This window comes from Sulfitobacter sp. THAF37, from assembly GCF_009363555.1.
Taxonomy (GTDB): Bacteria; Pseudomonadota; Alphaproteobacteria; order Rhodobacterales; family Rhodobacteraceae; genus Sulfitobacter.
On record NZ_CP045376.1, the window covers coordinates 40,341 to 55,681 of the forward strand.

Annotated in this window: 16 protein-coding genes; 5 read left to right on the plus strand and 11 right to left on the minus strand. The window is 62.8% G+C overall.

All coding sequences use genetic code 11. The annotated features are described in order from the left end of the window. Window positions 1-63: 63 nt before the first annotated feature. The 3 genes from FIU94_RS19550 to FIU94_RS19560 all read left to right on the plus strand — a co-directional run bounded on the left by FIU94_RS19550 (window position 64) and on the right by FIU94_RS19560 (window position 2,660). Window positions 64-1,041 (plus strand): nitronate monooxygenase family protein, encoded by a 978-nt coding sequence (locus FIU94_RS19550; protein ID WP_152467487.1) that lies wholly within the window; start codon window positions 64-66, stop codon window positions 1,039-1,041. 126 nt (window positions 1,042-1,167) lie between these two features. Further along, window positions 1,168-1,767 (plus strand): TetR/AcrR family transcriptional regulator, encoded by a 600-nt coding sequence (locus FIU94_RS19555; RefSeq protein WP_152467488.1) that lies wholly within the window; start codon window positions 1,168-1,170, stop codon window positions 1,765-1,767. Window positions 1,768-1,784: 17 nt separating this feature from the next. Beyond that, window positions 1,785-2,660 carry an alpha/beta hydrolase gene (locus tag FIU94_RS19560; protein WP_152467489.1) on the plus strand — a complete coding sequence of 292 codons (876 nt, stop codon included), beginning with the start codon at window positions 1,785-1,787 and terminating at the stop codon, window positions 2,658-2,660. A gap of 12 nt (window positions 2,661-2,672) precedes the next feature. On the opposite strand, the gene FIU94_RS19565 is transcribed toward FIU94_RS19560, so the two are convergent. The 5 genes from FIU94_RS19565 to FIU94_RS19585 all read right to left on the minus strand — a co-directional run bounded on the left by FIU94_RS19565 (window position 2,673) and on the right by FIU94_RS19585 (window position 6,964). Then, complete coding sequence (locus tag FIU94_RS19565; RefSeq protein WP_152467490.1) at window positions 2,673-3,428, minus strand: SDR family NAD(P)-dependent oxidoreductase; 756 nt, start codon at window positions 3,426-3,428, stop codon at window positions 2,673-2,675. Next, window positions 3,425-4,240 (minus strand): enoyl-CoA hydratase/isomerase family protein, encoded by an 816-nt coding sequence (locus FIU94_RS19570; protein ID WP_254702704.1) that lies wholly within the window; start codon window positions 4,238-4,240, stop codon window positions 3,425-3,427. Before FIU94_RS19570 ends, FIU94_RS19565 begins: the two co-directional genes overlap by 4 nt. Before the next feature lie 19 nt (window positions 4,241-4,259). Further along, complete coding sequence (locus FIU94_RS19575) at window positions 4,260-4,814, minus strand: aromatic-ring-hydroxylating dioxygenase subunit beta (RefSeq protein WP_152467491.1); 555 nt, start codon at window positions 4,812-4,814, stop codon at window positions 4,260-4,262. Then, the gene (locus tag FIU94_RS19580; protein WP_152467492.1) at window positions 4,814-6,070 is read right to left on the minus strand and encodes a Rieske 2Fe-2S domain-containing protein; all 1,257 of its coding nucleotides are present in this window, start codon (window positions 6,068-6,070) and stop codon (window positions 4,814-4,816) included. Before FIU94_RS19580 ends, FIU94_RS19575 begins: the two co-directional genes overlap by 1 nt. Window positions 6,071-6,199: 129 nt before the next feature. Further along, the gene (locus FIU94_RS19585; protein ID WP_172975972.1) at window positions 6,200-6,964 is read right to left on the minus strand and encodes an enoyl-CoA hydratase/isomerase family protein; all 765 of its coding nucleotides are present in this window, start codon (window positions 6,962-6,964) and stop codon (window positions 6,200-6,202) included. A gap of 194 nt (window positions 6,965-7,158) precedes the next feature. On the opposite strand from FIU94_RS19585, the gene FIU94_RS19590 reads away from it, so the two are divergent. Continuing rightward, window positions 7,159-8,268: an acyl-CoA dehydrogenase family protein gene (locus FIU94_RS19590; protein WP_254702706.1), complete on the plus strand. Its 1,110-nt coding sequence runs from the start codon at window positions 7,159-7,161 to the stop codon at window positions 8,266-8,268. 404 nt (window positions 8,269-8,672) lie between these two features. On the opposite strand, the gene FIU94_RS19595 is transcribed toward FIU94_RS19590, so the two are convergent. Both FIU94_RS19595 and FIU94_RS19600 read right to left on the minus strand, forming a co-directional pair. Beyond that, window positions 8,673-9,221, minus strand: coding sequence for a hypothetical protein (locus tag FIU94_RS19595; RefSeq protein ID WP_152467494.1), 549 nt, complete (start codon window positions 9,219-9,221; stop codon window positions 8,673-8,675). A gap of 7 nt (window positions 9,222-9,228) precedes the next feature. Next, the gene (locus FIU94_RS19600) at window positions 9,229-10,113 is read right to left on the minus strand and encodes an amidohydrolase (protein ID WP_152467495.1); all 885 of its coding nucleotides are present in this window, start codon (window positions 10,111-10,113) and stop codon (window positions 9,229-9,231) included. 237 nt (window positions 10,114-10,350) lie between these two features. Here FIU94_RS19600 and FIU94_RS19605 point away from each other — a divergent pair, with 237 nt between their 5' ends. Beyond that, a complete protein-coding gene (locus FIU94_RS19605) occupies window positions 10,351-11,160 on the plus strand; it encodes an alpha/beta hydrolase (protein WP_172975973.1) in 810 nt (269 codons plus the stop codon). A gap of 17 nt (window positions 11,161-11,177) precedes the next feature. Here FIU94_RS19605 and FIU94_RS19610 read toward each other — a convergent pair whose 3' ends face one another. Genes FIU94_RS19610 through FIU94_RS19625 form a run of 4 tightly spaced genes read right to left on the minus strand, consistent with a single transcriptional unit; the run spans window position 11,178 to window position 15,298 of the window. Beyond that, window positions 11,178-12,842 carry a class I adenylate-forming enzyme family protein gene (locus FIU94_RS19610; protein WP_152467497.1) on the minus strand — a complete coding sequence of 555 codons (1,665 nt, stop codon included), beginning with the start codon at window positions 12,840-12,842 and terminating at the stop codon, window positions 11,178-11,180. 13 nt (window positions 12,843-12,855) lie between these two features. Next, complete coding sequence (locus FIU94_RS19615; protein WP_152467498.1) at window positions 12,856-13,644, minus strand: enoyl-CoA hydratase/isomerase family protein; 789 nt, start codon at window positions 13,642-13,644, stop codon at window positions 12,856-12,858. Between the two features lie 24 nt (window positions 13,645-13,668). Continuing rightward, on the minus strand, window positions 13,669-14,463 hold the full coding sequence (locus FIU94_RS19620; protein ID WP_254702701.1) for an ABC transporter permease: 795 nt from the start codon (window positions 14,461-14,463) through the stop codon (window positions 13,669-13,671). A gap of 1 nt (window position 14,464) precedes the next feature. After that, window positions 14,465-15,298 carry an ABC transporter permease gene (locus FIU94_RS19625; protein ID WP_152467499.1) on the minus strand — a complete coding sequence of 278 codons (834 nt, stop codon included), beginning with the start codon at window positions 15,296-15,298 and terminating at the stop codon, window positions 14,465-14,467. Between the last annotated feature and the right edge of the window lie 43 nt (window positions 15,299-15,341).

The window sequence follows — 15,341 nt, forward strand, 5'->3', positions numbered from 1 at the left end:
AGAAATTAATGGACCGACCGTCCGGCTTATGCAAGATAGAACAAAGGATTCGGGAGGACGACGATGAAGCTGAAGACCAGAGTAACCGAAACGCTTGGCATTGACCTGCCGATCGTCATGGGCGGGCTGACGTTCTACGGGCGGGCCGAACTTGCCTCTGCCGTTTCGAACACCGGGTGCCTGGGCATGCTGACGGCCCTGACCACCGGATCCCCCGAAGGCCTAGCCCGCGAGATCGAGCGGTGCCGGACCATGACGGACAAGCCTTTCGGGGTCAATCTGACGCTGTTGCCGACGATCAACCCGGTACCTTACGATGAATACCGCCGTGCGATCATCGAAGGCGGGGTGAAGATCGTGGAAACCGCCGGGCGCGCGCCAACCGACCATATGCCCGAATTCAAGGAAAACGGCATCAAGGTGATCCATAAGGTCAGCTCGGTCCGCCATGCTGTTTCGGCGGAAAAGATCGGCGTCGACGTCATCTCGATCGACGGCTTCGAATGCGCGGGGCACCCGGGCGAAGACGATGTGGGCGCATTGGTCCTGATCCCGGCGACGGCGGACAAGGTCTCCATCCCGATCATCGCATCCGGCGGCATCGGCGACGGTCGCGGCCTGGCCGCAGCCCTCGCGCTTGGCGCGGACGGGGTCAACATGGGCACAAGGTTCTGCGCCACGCAGGAGGCCCCGGCCCACCCTTCGATCAAGCAGAGGTTCGTGGATCTGGACGAAATGGGCACGAACCTGATTTTCCGGAGCCTGAACAACACCGCGCGGGTGGTCAAGAACAGCATTTCCGACGAGGTCGTGTCCCGGCTTGCGGTGCCTGGCGCTCAGTTCGACCAGGTCGCCGAACTGGTGGCGGGCAGTCGCGGGCGCGAGGCGCTGGTGTCCGGCGATGTCGACGGCGGGATCATCTGGGGCGGGCAGGTCATGGGGCTGATCCGCGACCTTCCAACCTGTGCCGAGCTGATCGAGCGCATGGTCTCGGATGCCATCGCCCGCAATGAAGCGTTCAGCAATATGATCGAGGCATGAGCGACACCGCCCAGGGCACGGGCCTTTGCGTCAAGCGATGACTTCGCCTAATGTCAATGCTTGCTTGATGAGAGAGCCATTCGCTGATAGCGGGTATAGTAGTCCGTCCAACCGGTTAGTTATATTATGGCTCGCACGCAATCCAAGCTCTATCCAGAAATCCGGCAGGGGATCCTGAAATCCGCTGCCAATCTGTTCGCCGAAAAAGGCTTCTCGACGACCACCATCGTCGATCTGGCCGCGGCGTGCCAGTCGTCTCGCGGGGCGCTGTACCACTATTTTTCCTCCAAAGAGGAAATCCTGACCCAGATTCTGGAGGAACACGTCTCCTCCATGCTCGACGTGCTGGTCGAGCTGGGCGAAGAACGCCTGGAACCTGACGCGCACCTGCGCGCGGTGGCCCGGACGATGATGCGTATCAACTCGGAAAACCAGTCAGAGCAGATTGTCCTGCTCAATGACTGGAACCAACTGGACGAAAAGAAGCGGCAGGACATCGGCGCCATGCAGCGGCGCATCATTTCCATCATCCGTGACATCCTGGCCCGGCTGGACCAGCAGCACCGCCTGACGCCGCGCCTGGCCACCAGCTATGCGATGTCGCTGCTTGGGTCGATCAACTACACCTACGCCTGGTTCGATCCCAAGGGGCCGGTGTCCGCCGAAGAATATGCGGATCAGGTGGTCGACGTCTTCCTGCACGGATTTCTGTCCAAACCCGAATAACCGAAAGGCACCGCCCCATGACCCACCCCCAGATGGACGCGGTGCGCGACAGGATCGCGGCGATTTTCGGCGGTTGGGGCCGCGGCACCACGCTTGAGCAGATGCGCGAGGGTTTCGCCGAGCTTGTCTCTAACGGTCGTGCCCCCGATCAGACGCCTGTCGATCTGGACGGCATCCCAGGCGTGTGGTTCGGCGAGGGTCCGGGCGTGTTGATGTACTGCCATGGCGGCGGCTACCAGATGGGCTCGATCCGGTCGCACGGCCCGCTGATGGCGGATCTGGCCGAGGCCTCGGGCCAGCGCGTCCTCGGGTTCGACTACCGCCTTGCTCCCGAACACCGGTTCCCCGCAGCACTTGAGGACAGCCTGAGCGTTTATCGCTGGCTTCTGGATCAGGGCACGCCGCCGGACCACATTGCGATCGGCGGCGACAGCGCCGGGGCAGGGCTGGCCCTTGCGACGCTGTTGGCGGCCCGGGACGCGGGGCTGCCCTTACCCGCCGCTGCCGTGTTCCTGTCGCCCTGGGTCGACATGCTGGCGCGATCCGAGACCTACGACACGCTTGCCGAACTGGATCCGCTGACGCAGCGCGGGAAAGTCCTGGCTATGGTGCGCACTTATCTGGGCAAGGACGGCGATCCGAGCGACACGCGTGCGACGCCGGTGGATGGCGACCTGACGGGATTGCCCCCGATCCTCGTGCACGTCGGCAGGAACGAAACCGTTCTGGGCGACAGCACCCTGCTTGCAGATCGGGCAAAGGCGGCGGGCACAGAGGTGGAGGTCGTCGTCTGGGACGACATGATTCACCACTTTCAGGTGTTCCCCGAACTCGACGAAGCCCGCCAGTCCATCATGGCAATCGGGGATTATCTGCGCGAGCGGATCGGCTGACGGCCAGAGCGATCAGCCTGCAGAAATTCCCATGCCACCCGACACGCCAAGCGTCTCTCCGGTGACAAACCCCGCCTCGCGCGAGGCGAGGAAAGCGACCGCCGCCGCGACCTCCTCCGGCGTGCCGAGACGGCCCAGAAGCGTCGCACCCTCCATCGCCTTCATCAGGCTGTCGCCGCCCTTTTCCACCGCCGCGCGCAGCAGGGGCGTGTCGATCGGCCCGGGCAGGACATTGTTCGCGGTGATGCCGAAGCGGGCGTTTTCGATGGCGATGGACTTGGTAAAGGCGATCACGCCGCCCTTGGCCGCGGAATAGACCGAGCCGCCCTTCGACCCGACACGCCCGGCCTCGGATCCGATGTTCACGATCCGCCCGAAGCCCGCCGCCTGCATCCCCGGCAAGACCGCATGAGTCACGGCAAAGACGCTGAGCAGGTTGATCGCCAGAAGGCGCGTCCAGTCTTCGGGCGTTGTCTTGGTAAAGAAGGCGTGCTGGTCGACGCCTGCATTGTTGACCGCGATATCGAACGGCCCGAGCCGCGCGATCTCACCGGCCACGGCCGCCTGATCGGTCAGGTCGACGACGGCGGCTTCGGTCGACCCGCCGCGCGCCTCTCCCAGGGCTTCCGCCGCCGCACGGTCGATGTCAAAGATCACGACACGGGCGCCTTCGGCAGCCAGACGCTGCACGATACCTGCACCGATCCCCTTGGCCCCGCCGGTCACCAGCGCGGAAAGACCGCGCAGACGATTTTCCACGCCGCTCATGCGTTTCGGAACTTGGGCGCGCGTTTCTCGATCACGGCGGACAGGCCTTCCATGCTGTCCTGCGTGCCCGAGAGGGCCGCCGTTTCGCGTGCCTCGTCCGGCAAGGCCGCCTCGAACCCGCGGCTTAGCCCGTTCCACATCAGCCGCTTGGCCGCGGACAGGGCCTTGGGGGCCCCCGCGGCGAGCATCCGGGCATAGTCCAGTACGACATCGTCTAGCTCGCTGTCCGGCACCGTCTTGGTGACCAGACCGATCCGCTCGGCCTCTGCTGCGTCGACGATGCGGTTGGTCAGGACCAGATCCATCGCACGGCGGAAGCCTATGATCTTGGACAGGGTTGCCGTGGCCCCGCCATCTGGGGCCATGCCGACACGGGTCGCCCCGGCCATGAACCGGGTGCTGTCACCGCAGACAACGATGTCCGAGGAACAGACCAACCCCATCCCTGCCCCGCCTGCGGCGAACCCGTGTACGCGCGTGACAACCGGAACCTCCAGATTGACCAGCGCCGCGACGCAGATTTGAAGGTAGGACGTCGCCATCCGAAGGTAATGCGGCAGTTCCTCCCCCTTGGAGGCGAAATCCTTCACGTTGCCGCCGCCGGTAAAGATCTTGCCGTTGCCCGACAGGATGACTGCCCTGACCCGGTTGTCGCCGTGCACCTGCATGATCACATCGTGAAAAACCTTCATAAGCGGCACATCAAACCCGTTGCCGGTCGACGGGCTGTTGAGCTGGATGTTGGCGATGCCGCTGCCATAGGTCAGCAGAATTGGCCCCTCGCCAACCAGAGTTTCGTCACCTTGAAACACGTTTCCTCCCTTCTCGCCCTCAGACGAGGAACGACAGCGTATAGATCGCCTTATTATTGTTGATCAGCACGACCTTTTTGTATGCAATCTTCAACTCACCTTCGACGCGGCGCAGGGTGTATTCGTTCCGCGACGCCCACATCGTGTCGCCACGCAGATTGGTCTCGAAAATTTGCGCGTTGCACATGACCCGGATGTCGTCACTGTCCGACTTCAGAAATTCGAAATTGGAGATCACCCGGGCAAGCTGCGACGGCGGGGTCTGGGAATGCCTGCGCCCGGTCTTGAGCTGCCGGATCCGCAGGGCGATGCGTGACCGGTTGTCATAGATCAGCGACATCTGCCGTTCGGGATCGGTATCCGTCCCGTTGGCGGGCACCCAGTAGAGCGCGTCATCGGTCCAGAGCGCCTCCCAGGCGTCATAGTCGTGGATGTCCTGCAACCGCGCCTCGCGGAAGATGAACTGCTGGACCTCGTGATACAGCTCGGGATTGAAGGACTTCTCGTAAACCCGAGGCTGTCCGACCCATTCCTTCAGGATGTCGGGCCCGGCGATTTCGGCGGCGTCATTCATCACTTTGCCTCCATCATCTGACGGTAATGTTTCCAGATCTCGCGCGACGGCATGTCATCCGTCGAATGTGCGATCAGATAGCCATCCTCGTCGCGCCGTTCGCGGTGCTCCCCGCGCTTGAGGTAAAGATATTCCGGCTGGCGGATTTCGAGGCCGCGCTGGTTGCGTTCGTACATTTCCGTATCGTCCGCCAGAAGGAAGCCCGCAGGCCCGACAGACCCCATGGTCTGTTGCCGCAGGCGCCGGTTGATATCCGGGGCCCCCTTGAACTGGATGGCCGTGGAATGCTGGATCGATTCATTGGCCGAGACCGGCTGAATGACGAAGATCTGGATCTCGGCGATGAAGAGATTGGGGAAGATCATGGTGTGCGGCGTACCGTCGATCATGATCTGGCGGGCACGATCCGGCCCGTAGTTTTCCTCCATCTGCTTGACGTAATCCGGCAGACGCTCGGCTGTCGTACCGAACCAGCTCAAGGGCGCGTCGCGGCGGCGAAATTCCGGGCGCGGATCAACCTCGACATGGCCATAGCCAAAGCTGCGAGTGACCGCGACGGCCTCGTTGCCATAAAGATCCCCGATCGCGCTGTCCGAGACGGAAAAGATCGACGAATGGACAAAGGCCGGGTGATAGCCGTCGCATTCGTTCTCAAGGATGAACTTCCAGTTCGCGCGCGTCCGGTGCTGCAGGAAGCCTGCCGAAATCTCGATCTCTCCGGTCGGAGAGTTGTCGCACAGCTGGTCAAGACACCGCTTGGCCCCGCCCAGATGTTCCTCCAGCGTCGGGCCTTCGGCGGCCATCGACCCGAAAATGAACCCCCGATAATTGGTCACGCGGGTGACCTTGCCCAGCCCCAGCTGCGACTTGTCGGTGCCCTTGTAGCCTTCCGGGAAGGCGTAGTTGATCAGATCGCCCGTGTTCGAGAAAGTCCAGGAATGATACGGGCAGGTGAACCGCGCGCGGTTGCCCTTTTCCTGCACGCAGACCGCATTACCCCGGTGGGGACAGCGGTTCAGCAGCAGCTGGATGTCGCCATTGCTGTCGCGCACCATCAGCACCGGCATCGGACCGATGGATTTGGTCACGAAATCGTTCTTGTTAGGGATCTCGCTCTCGTGGCCGATGTAGACCCAGGTTCTGAACCAGATCTTCTCGACCTCTTCCTTGAAGATCGCCTCATCATAATAGAGCGACCCGTGCACCAGTCCCGGCTGGATCAGCTCGTCCCACTTCGACTTGATATTGCCGTCCACGGCATCCTCCCTGATTGGGTTTTCGGTCAGCTTCGAAGCGCACTACAGCGTCAAAATCTAAAACCGGACATTCATCCTTTTAATATGTGTTAGCGGCCCTGTCAACGACACGGCGCCACCGTTTCAGCTTCACTCGCCCTTGAAGACCGGCTTTCGTCCCTGCAGGAAGGCCGTGATGCCTTCATAGGCATCCTGCGTCTCGAAGACCTCGGCCTGAAGCCTGGCCTCGACGGCCAGGCCCTCCTCGACAGATTGCACGCTGCGCAGAATGCTTTTCGAGCGGACCAGGGCCTGAGTCGGCCCCTTGGCCAATGCCCCGACATAGGCGTCGACCTCTTGTTCAAATGCCGCTGCATCAGAGACCTGAGCGCACAGTCCCAGGGTCAGGGCGTCCTGTGCCGACAGCATCCTGCCGCTGAAGATCAGATCCGCCGCCCGCTGATAACCGATGGCCTCTCTCAGGAAGAGATGCGCGCCAGCATCCGCCATGATTCCTATCTGCGTATAAGGCACTGCAAACTTTGCCGTTTCGCTGGCAAGGATCACGTCGCAGGCTGCGGCGATGCCTAGACCGCCGCCGACGCAGGCGCCTTCGACGGCGGCAACGGTTGGCACAGGTATCTGGCGAATCGCAAGCAGGGCGGGGTTCACGATCCCGTCGACCAGCTCCAACGCGTCGACCTCGCCAGGGGTAATTTCGGAAATGTCGAACCCGGCCGAGAAACTGCTCCCTGCCCCGCGCAAAAGCACGGCCCGCGCCCTGTCGGCCACGGCCGTGTTGGCCGCGCGGCCCAGATCGACCCAATCCTGAGACGTAAGCGCATTGCGCCGCTCGGGGCGGTTAACGGTGATGCTGGCCAGATCGCCATCCAGAGCGTATTCGATTCCCGCCATGGGTCCTCCCAAAAAATTAACCGGCTGTCCGTATGTTTTATCTAGCATCCCCGAGGCGGTCTGTGCAATGATGTGTCGTCAATGTCGAATTCGACCGGAGGAGCCCGATGAACATGAATGCCGCCGCACTGTCCGACAGCGGAGACGGAGGATTCCGCCTCAGAGACCCCGAATGCGTCACCGAAGACCTGGTCATGCTACGCGAACAGGTCCGGCGTTTCGTCGAAAAAGAGGTCATTCCCAATGGCGACGCCTGGGAACGCGACGGAAAGATCCCGCGCGAAATATATCGGAAGCTGGGCGAGATGGGCCTGCTGGGGATGCAGCACGAGGAAGAATACGGCGGCACCAATATGGGTTCGCTGGCGTCCGTCGTGTTCGGAGAAGAACTCGACCGTTGCTCTTTCGGCGGCTTCACCTCGTCGGTGACCGTGCACACGGATATGTCGGCCAGCCATATCACGCGATTCGGCACCGAAGAGCAGAAGGCGAAATGGCTGCCGGACATCATTGAGGGTAAAACCGTCTGCTGCGTGGGCGTGACCGAAGCGGGGGCCGGGTCCGATGTGGCCGGCCTGCGGACCAAGGCGGTGCGCGACGGTGATGACTGGATCATCAACGGCACCAAGATGTTCATCACCAATGCGGTCTATGGCGACATCGTGATCCTCGCCGCCCGCACCGACGCGCCGGACACCGGCGCGCGCGGTATTTCAATGTTCATCGTTCCGACGGACACGCCCGGCTTCAAGGTCGCGTCGAAGCTTGAAAAGCACGGCTGGCTATGTTCGGACACGGCCGAACTGGTGTTCGAAGACATGCGGATCCCCGGCGAAAACCTGCTGGGACAGGAAAACCGGGGCTTTGGCTGCATCATGCAGGGGTTCGAACATGAACGCCGTATGATCGGTGCCATGTGTTCGGGCCAGGGCGCCAAGGCTATCGAGCTGACGCTGGATTATGTCCGCACACGTCGCGCCTTCGGCAAGACCCTGTGGGACCAGCAGGCCACCCGCCTGCGGCTCGCCGATCTCGCCTCCAAGGTGGCGATGATCCGGGCTCTGACATACCAGACCGCCGCGTCAAAGGACGCAGGCCATCCGGTCAGCCGGGAAACCGCGATGATCAAGTCGATCGCGCCCGAGATCCTGCATGAGGTCGTCCACGGCTGTCTTCAGCTTCATGGCGGCACCGGCTACATGCGCGGCACACCGATCGAGCGGATGGCGCGGGACGCGCGGATCCTGCGCATCGGCGGAGGCGCGACCGAAGTCATGCTTGAGGAAGTCGCCAAGCGTCTGTGACCTTTGACCGAAGACGGCCCCGGCATCCGTTGCCGGGGCATGTGACGGGTCGACCGGCGCTTCACTGCCCCGAGGCATGGCACCGGGTTCGGCATCGAACACTCTTGCGTTTCGCCAATGTCCCTGCATTGCAGCGCGACAGCGGCCTGCCATATTCCCCTGAAAACCAATTCGCCGCGCGCGAAGCCCGACCGGCAGACCCAGCCAGCCGAAGACCCGCGCGCAACACACAGCCCGAAATGCCCGAAGCAATAAAAACGATCCCCGACCCTTAAGAGCAGACAGGCCGGGGATCGCGCGAAGTATGGGCGCTCAGCGGGAGGCCTGGACGCCCGGATCTTCGCCACGATGACCGCTGAAGGCCGCGCCTCTCGACGCGGCGCTCAACGGCCAAACGGCTGAACTCATGTCGCCAGGCTGTGGGCCTCCGATTGGGCGATGCCTCGGGCCGCCAAGGCCTTGTCCACAGCCTCTTTCGCGGATACGGCGCAGGCCTGGGTTCCGCCGTTGCCGTATTCCTTGACCGCATCGCCAACGCACCACAGCGCATCGACCGGGGTTGTCACGCTCATGTCATAGCCCGCGCCGGTCCGCTGCGCCGGCCATTCATCCCGCATCACACGAACCGAAAGCATATTGACCTTGTCATCAAAGCCCGGGAACTGCTCGCGCAGATCCTCGAACCCCTTTTCGACCTCATCGTCGCTGTCGAAATCACCCATTGCGGGGCGCGGCACGACATAGGCGACATACTGATGCCAGCCCTCCGGCGCCAGCTCGGGGCAGGTCGCGGTCAGGTTGGCCATGTTGCACAGACGGCCATGCCGGGTCTTGCCAAAGGTCATGATGCCGGGAATGTCGGGCATCAGATCCTCGCGCGATGCAAAGTTGAAGACGATATTCGCGGCAGGTTTCAGAACCTCTTGGGTCTGGCGCACATAAGCCTCGCCCAAGGCGTTCTCACCGACAAGACCGACCAGTGCACGGGGGCCGCCGTTGAAGATGACGGTCCCCCTTGACGACCTCGTGAACCCGCCGCTTGATGGTCTGGCGGACATCTTCACTGAAGGTGCGGATGGTCGCAGCCAGTTCCGCGGTGGGCGGCACCACGTTGACCGCGGTACCCGCATGGAACTGGGTGACGTTGACCAGCGCGGTTTCCACGGGGTCGATATTCTTGGTGACGATGTGCTGGAAGGCGGTGTGCAACTGCACCCCGACCGAAATCGGGTCGTTGCCCGCCTGGGGCCGTGCGCCGTGGCAGCCCTTGCCCTTGATCAGGATACGCATCCCGTCCACCGCCGCCATCACCGGGCCTGATCGCACGGCAACCTTGCCCTTGGGAATGGTCGGCGTGTTGTGCACGGCCCATACGGTATCGCATGGAAACTTCTCGAACAGCCCGTCGGCGATCATCGCCTTGCCGCCAGAGCCGCGCTCCTCTGCGGGCTGAAAGATGAACACCACCGTGCCGGAGAAATTGCGCGTTTCGGCCAGATACCGGGCCGCGCCGAGCAGCATTGTCGTATGTCCGTCATGCCCGCAGGCATGCATCACGCCGTCATTGGTGGATTTGTAGGGCAGATCCGATTGCTCCTGCATCGGCAGCGCGTCCATATCCGCACGCAGACCGATGGCGCCCGGGCCGTTCCCCTGCCGCAGAACCCCGACAACGCCGGTCTTGCCAAAGCCACGGTGAACCTCGATGCCCCAGCTTTCGAGCAGACTGGCCACGCGGTCCGATGTCCGCTGTTCCTCGTAGTTCAATTCCGGGTGGGCATGGAAATCCCGCCGCCACTCCGTCATGTCGGCATGAAATTCCGAGATCATAGGTATGATGGACATAGTCTGACCAAAACTCCCTGTTAAGTTTGACTTAGTTTATAATTCTTCAACGTAGAGGCCTTGTCCGGCGAGAAAAAATACCGATTGATGACCAATTCATAACTATTGCTCATGTAGCAATTCTGTTTACTAGGTAAGCGTTCATAACCACAGGTTCTGAAATACCCCTCCTGTTTCATTTGTCGCTGCAGGACCCGGCGCAGCAGTATGTTCCAGCAAAGAACAAAGGACTCCGCCATGTCGCAAGACCCAAAATCAATGCCCGACATTCCGCCGCCACCGGGCACCACGATCCTGCCCGATATCCCCTACGGAGAGCATGAGCGTCAGCAGGTCGATCTCTATCTGCCGCAGGGCCAAATTCGCGGAGTTGTCGCCTATATCCACGGTGGCAGCTGGGCAAAGCGGGACCGCAAGATCGTGCGCGCCTGGTATCTTCTCGAACGCGGCTATGCCGTGGCGAGCCTGGGATACCGGCTGTCCCAGCACCAGGTTTTTCCCGCCCAGATCCAGGACGTGAACGCGGCCCTCGGCCTGCTGTGCCGGATCGCGCCGGAACATGGGCTGGACATGAAACGGCTGGCTTTGCTGGGCTTGTCCGCAGGCGGGCACCTCGCCGCGCTGGCGGCGCTGGCCACGGCGCAGACAGACTTCGGTGCCGACCCCGCGGTCAAGATCAGGGCGGTTGTCGACTACTACGGTCCTTCCAACCTGATCACCCTCTGTGCCGGTCGGGACAATCTGCTGTCCGCGCCTGTCACGCAATTGCTGGGTCAGACCGTCTTTGACGCGCCGCAAGTCGCGTGGCACGCCAGCCCCGTCGCCCATTGCAACGCCGACAGCCCGCCCTTTCTGCTGATCCACGGAGACGCGGACAGCGTGGTGCCGATCACCGAAAGCTACAACTTTCAGGCCCAGCTTCAGGCGCGGGGCGGCACGGCCCAGATGATACATGTGCCGGGTGGCGGTCACGCGACGCCCCACATGCATACACCCCAGATCAACGCACAGATCGCCGACTTCATCGACCTGCATCTGGCTGGCTGACGCCGGGGGCGGGGTTTTCACCCCGCTGCCGCGCCCGTATCGGCATCCGACAGCCACCGCCCCTCGACCCGGTCCCATGTCCCGGCGCGGGGGTCTGCGCCTTCGGGCAGGATCGCGTTCTTGCGGATCTTGTTCGACACCGTCCGGGGAAACGCATCGACATAGGCGATGAACCGGGGGGTCTTGAACTTCGCCAGCCGTGCCGAACAATGTTCGATCACCGCCTCGGGCGGCACGTCCGCAGGGGTCTTGCCATCGGCCAGCAGCAGGTAGACTTTGACCTCCTCGCCGCGCCCCGGCTCCGGCACGCCCACGGCGGCGCTTTCCATCACGCCCGGCATGGCATTCATCACCGCCTCGACCTCCTGTGCGGCGATGTTTTCGCCGGACCGGCGGATCATGTCCTTGATCCGCCCGACGATCTGAAAGAACCCGTCATCGTCCTGGCGGAACAGATCACCTGTGCGGAACCAGCGCCCCGAGAACCCTTCGGCATTGGCCTGGGGGCGCTTGTAATAGCCCCACAGGATGCCGCGTCCCGCCACCCAAAGCTCGCCGATCTCGCCCTGGGCGACATCCTTGCCGCTGTCATCGACGATCCGCACCTCGCGAAAGGCGGCGGGCAGGCCGCAGGTGCGCTGATAGGCCTTCTCGCCCGCGGCCTCGGGCACCATCAGCGCGCCGCCGACCTCGGTCATGCCAAAACTTTCGCGCGCCACGCAGCCAAAGCGGCGCTCGACTTCCTGCCGCGCGTCCTCGCGCCAGCCGAAGATTGAAACGTACTTGAGGTGCAGTGCCTTGTCCTTTTCACCCTCCGGCCAGGCCTTGAGCGCGGGTTCGGGGAAGATGCAGTAATGAATCTCTTCGCTTACAAAGATGTCGTAGGCCCGGCTCAGGCTGATGCGCGGCGCAATCTTGGCGGTCCCCCCCAGGCACATGGTCATCAGGAACTGCCACTGGGGGTCCATATAGTTGAAGGGCGCCCAGATCAGCACATTGCGCACATCGCCCGCCGCCCCGCGCCAATGCGCGGCAAGCGCGCCAAGCAGCACCCAGTAATCGTGGCTCAGCATGCATCCCTTGGGAAAACCGGTGGTTCCGGACGTGTACTGGAGGTTCAGCATATCGGTCCGCGACACCGCCGAAGGCGCGGTGAAATCCGCCGCGCCGTCCCGCAACAGGGCGTCCCAGTCAAGCGTGCCCTCACGGGTGCCGCCACGCAGGATGACACGGGACATGTCCATCAAAGGCGGCAGCTCCGCCATCCCGTCCAGCGACGGCAGCGCCGTCTCGTCGATCACCAGGAACTGCGCGTCCGCATCGGTCAGCACGAATGTCAGCTCTTGCTGGGTGTAGTGGATGTTCACCGGGATCATCACCGCCCCGATCCGTCCCAGGGCCACCCAGGTCAGCGGATAGGCGGGCACATTCGGCAGCATGACCGCCACATGGGTCCCCTTGCGGATGCCCTGCGCCAGAAAGGACGAGGCCAGTCTGCGGCTCGCCTCCGCGAATTCCGCATAGGTCATGGTCTGGCCGGTCTCTAGCCATTTGGCCAGGGTTGTGTCCCGGTGGTCCGCCGCCGCCCCGTCGACAAGGGCAGCCAATGTTTCAGGGTAAGTCGCGGCCTCGGCCGCGGCGCGGCGCTCCTGCATGGCCGCAATGCCGTAGTCTTTGGTCATTTCTGTCTCCGCTTCAGTCGTCCGCCAGGGGAAGGGACTGGTGTTCGCCTTTCGACATGAGCGCCGCCCGCTGCAACCGATAGAGATGCGACGTCAGGTTCAACGCCTCGTTCCGCGACAGGTCCATCGCGCGCCTGGTCACTTCCATCTCGACCCGGACCGAGATTGGCGGCAGGGACGCGATCCGGTCGGCCAGTTCACGGGCGCGGGCCATCAACCGGTCCTGCGGCACCACCTCGTTGAAGAGATCGTGTTTCAGCGCCTCCTCGGCAGGCATCCGTTCGCCCAGCAGCACCATCCACATGGCCACGGCGGGCGGCACCTGCTTGGCCAGCTGGGTCGACCCCCCTGCCCCCGCCATGCCGTAGGCGATTTCGGGCAAACCGATAAAAGCATTGGGCGATGCGACCCGGATATCGGTCAGGTTCAACATGTAGATCGCGCCCATCCCCACGGCAGGGCCGTTGATGGCCCCCACGATGGGCTTGAACCGCTCCAGCGACCGCAGTTCGCGCTCCCAGCCGGGGCGCAGATGTGCCTCCTCCGGGGTGGAGGGAAAGAAATGCGCCGTCATCGCCTTGTCCTGGGTTTGGTGCCCATGCGGGTTCTTGATGTCGTCGCCCGCGCAAAACGCCTTGTCCCCGGCACCGGTCAGAATGCCCACATGCACCGACCGGTCGGCACAGAACTCTCTGACCGCGTCATGCAATTCCTTGTGCATCTCGGGGGTAAAGGCGTTCACCTTGCCGTTTTCGATGGTGAAGGTCGCAACCGGACCGTCCTTTTCGTATCTGATGCCCATGTGGTCCTCTTGGTCTGATATGTTTCAGGGGGCCAGCGTCGCGACTGCGCGTCGGCGCAGGATTTCGGCGCAGGCCATGGCGATGGTTGTGACGACGATCAGCAGCCCGGACACCGCCGCAACGACGGGGCTGATGTCCAGCCGCAGGTCGGCCCAGATCCGCATCGGCAGCGTCTCGCTCCCCTTCATAAGGAACTGGGCGATGATCAGCTCGTCGAAGCTGACGAAGAAGGCAAAGATGGCCGCCGCCACGATGGCCGGGATCAGCGGCGGCAGCGTGGCAACGCGGAATGCGCGCACCGGCCCCGCGCCCAGAACCCGCGCGGCGCGTTCGATGGTCGGGTCGATCTGCCGGATCGCCGCGCTGGTGATCAGCACGACAAAGGGCATGGCGACGGCGGCATGGGCAAAGGCCAGCGCGATCTCGCTGTCCGTGAGGTTCATCCGCAGCGCGAGAATGAACACCCCCAGCGCGATGAAAATATGCGGGATCACGATCGGCACCGTCGCGGCATAGGTCAGCGGCGACTGCATCCGCTGCGGCGAGCGGCTGATCGCCAGCCCGGCCAACGTCCCGCATGTGGTGGAGATCAGCGTCGACAGCACCGCGACCCGGAAGGACGTGATTGTCGCGGCGATCCAGATCGGATCGGTGAAATAGGCGCGATACCAGCGGATGCCGAAATCCTCGGGCGGAAAGCGCAGGAACTCGCTGCTCGCAAAGGATACCGGGATCACGATGATCACCGGAAAGATCATGTAAGCCACGATCAGCCAGAAATACCCGGTCAGCAGCAGCGAAGGTTTCATCGTCTGCATGTCACAGCCCTCCCTTCAGGATGCGTCGCGCCAACATCCGGCCGCCACCGCGCAGCAGCACGATCATGCCCACCGTCAGCACCAGAAGCACGACGCCAAGTGCTGCGGCGAAGCTCCAGTTCAGGCGCTGAACCTGAAATTCGATCAGGTTGGCGATCATCATGTCCTGACGCCCGCCCAGAAGCGCGGGCGTGATGAAAAAGCCCATCGACAGCATGAAGATGATCACCAGACCCGTCAGCGTCCCGTCCAGGCTAAGCGGCAGAAACACCCGCGCCAGCGCCTGCCTGGGCCGTGCGCCAAGCACCCGCGCGGCGCGGATCAGGTCAAGGTCGATTTCGGTCATCGCGGCGTAGCAGGTCAGGATCTGGATCGGCAGCAGGATCTGGACCATTGCCGCCAGCACCGCACCCGAGGTGAACAGCATCTGCACCGGCTCGGTTGTGAAGCCAAGCGCGGCCAGCGCCTCGTTCACCAGCCCGTCGCGGCCCAGCACAACGATCCAGGCATAGGTTCGGATCAGGATCGACATCCACATCGGGATCAGGATCAGGAACAGAAGTATCGTCTGCCGCCGACGTGGCTGAAGATTGATAAAGAACGCCACCGGGTAGCCGATCACCGTGCACAGCACCGCCACCATCAGCGACACCCGTATCGTGCGCCACATCACGTCCAGGTAGACGCCCCTCTCGAACAGCCGCTGGAAATGCTTGGTGGTGAATTCCGGGTCAAAGACACTTGCCCGGAACAGATCGAAAGAGGGCAGCACGATGAAGGCGCCAAGCAGCAGCGCGGCGGGAAGAAACAGCCAAAGGATCGGACGAATTTTCATGATCAGTTCTTTCCACCTTCACATTCGGCGGCGCGGCTCTGGG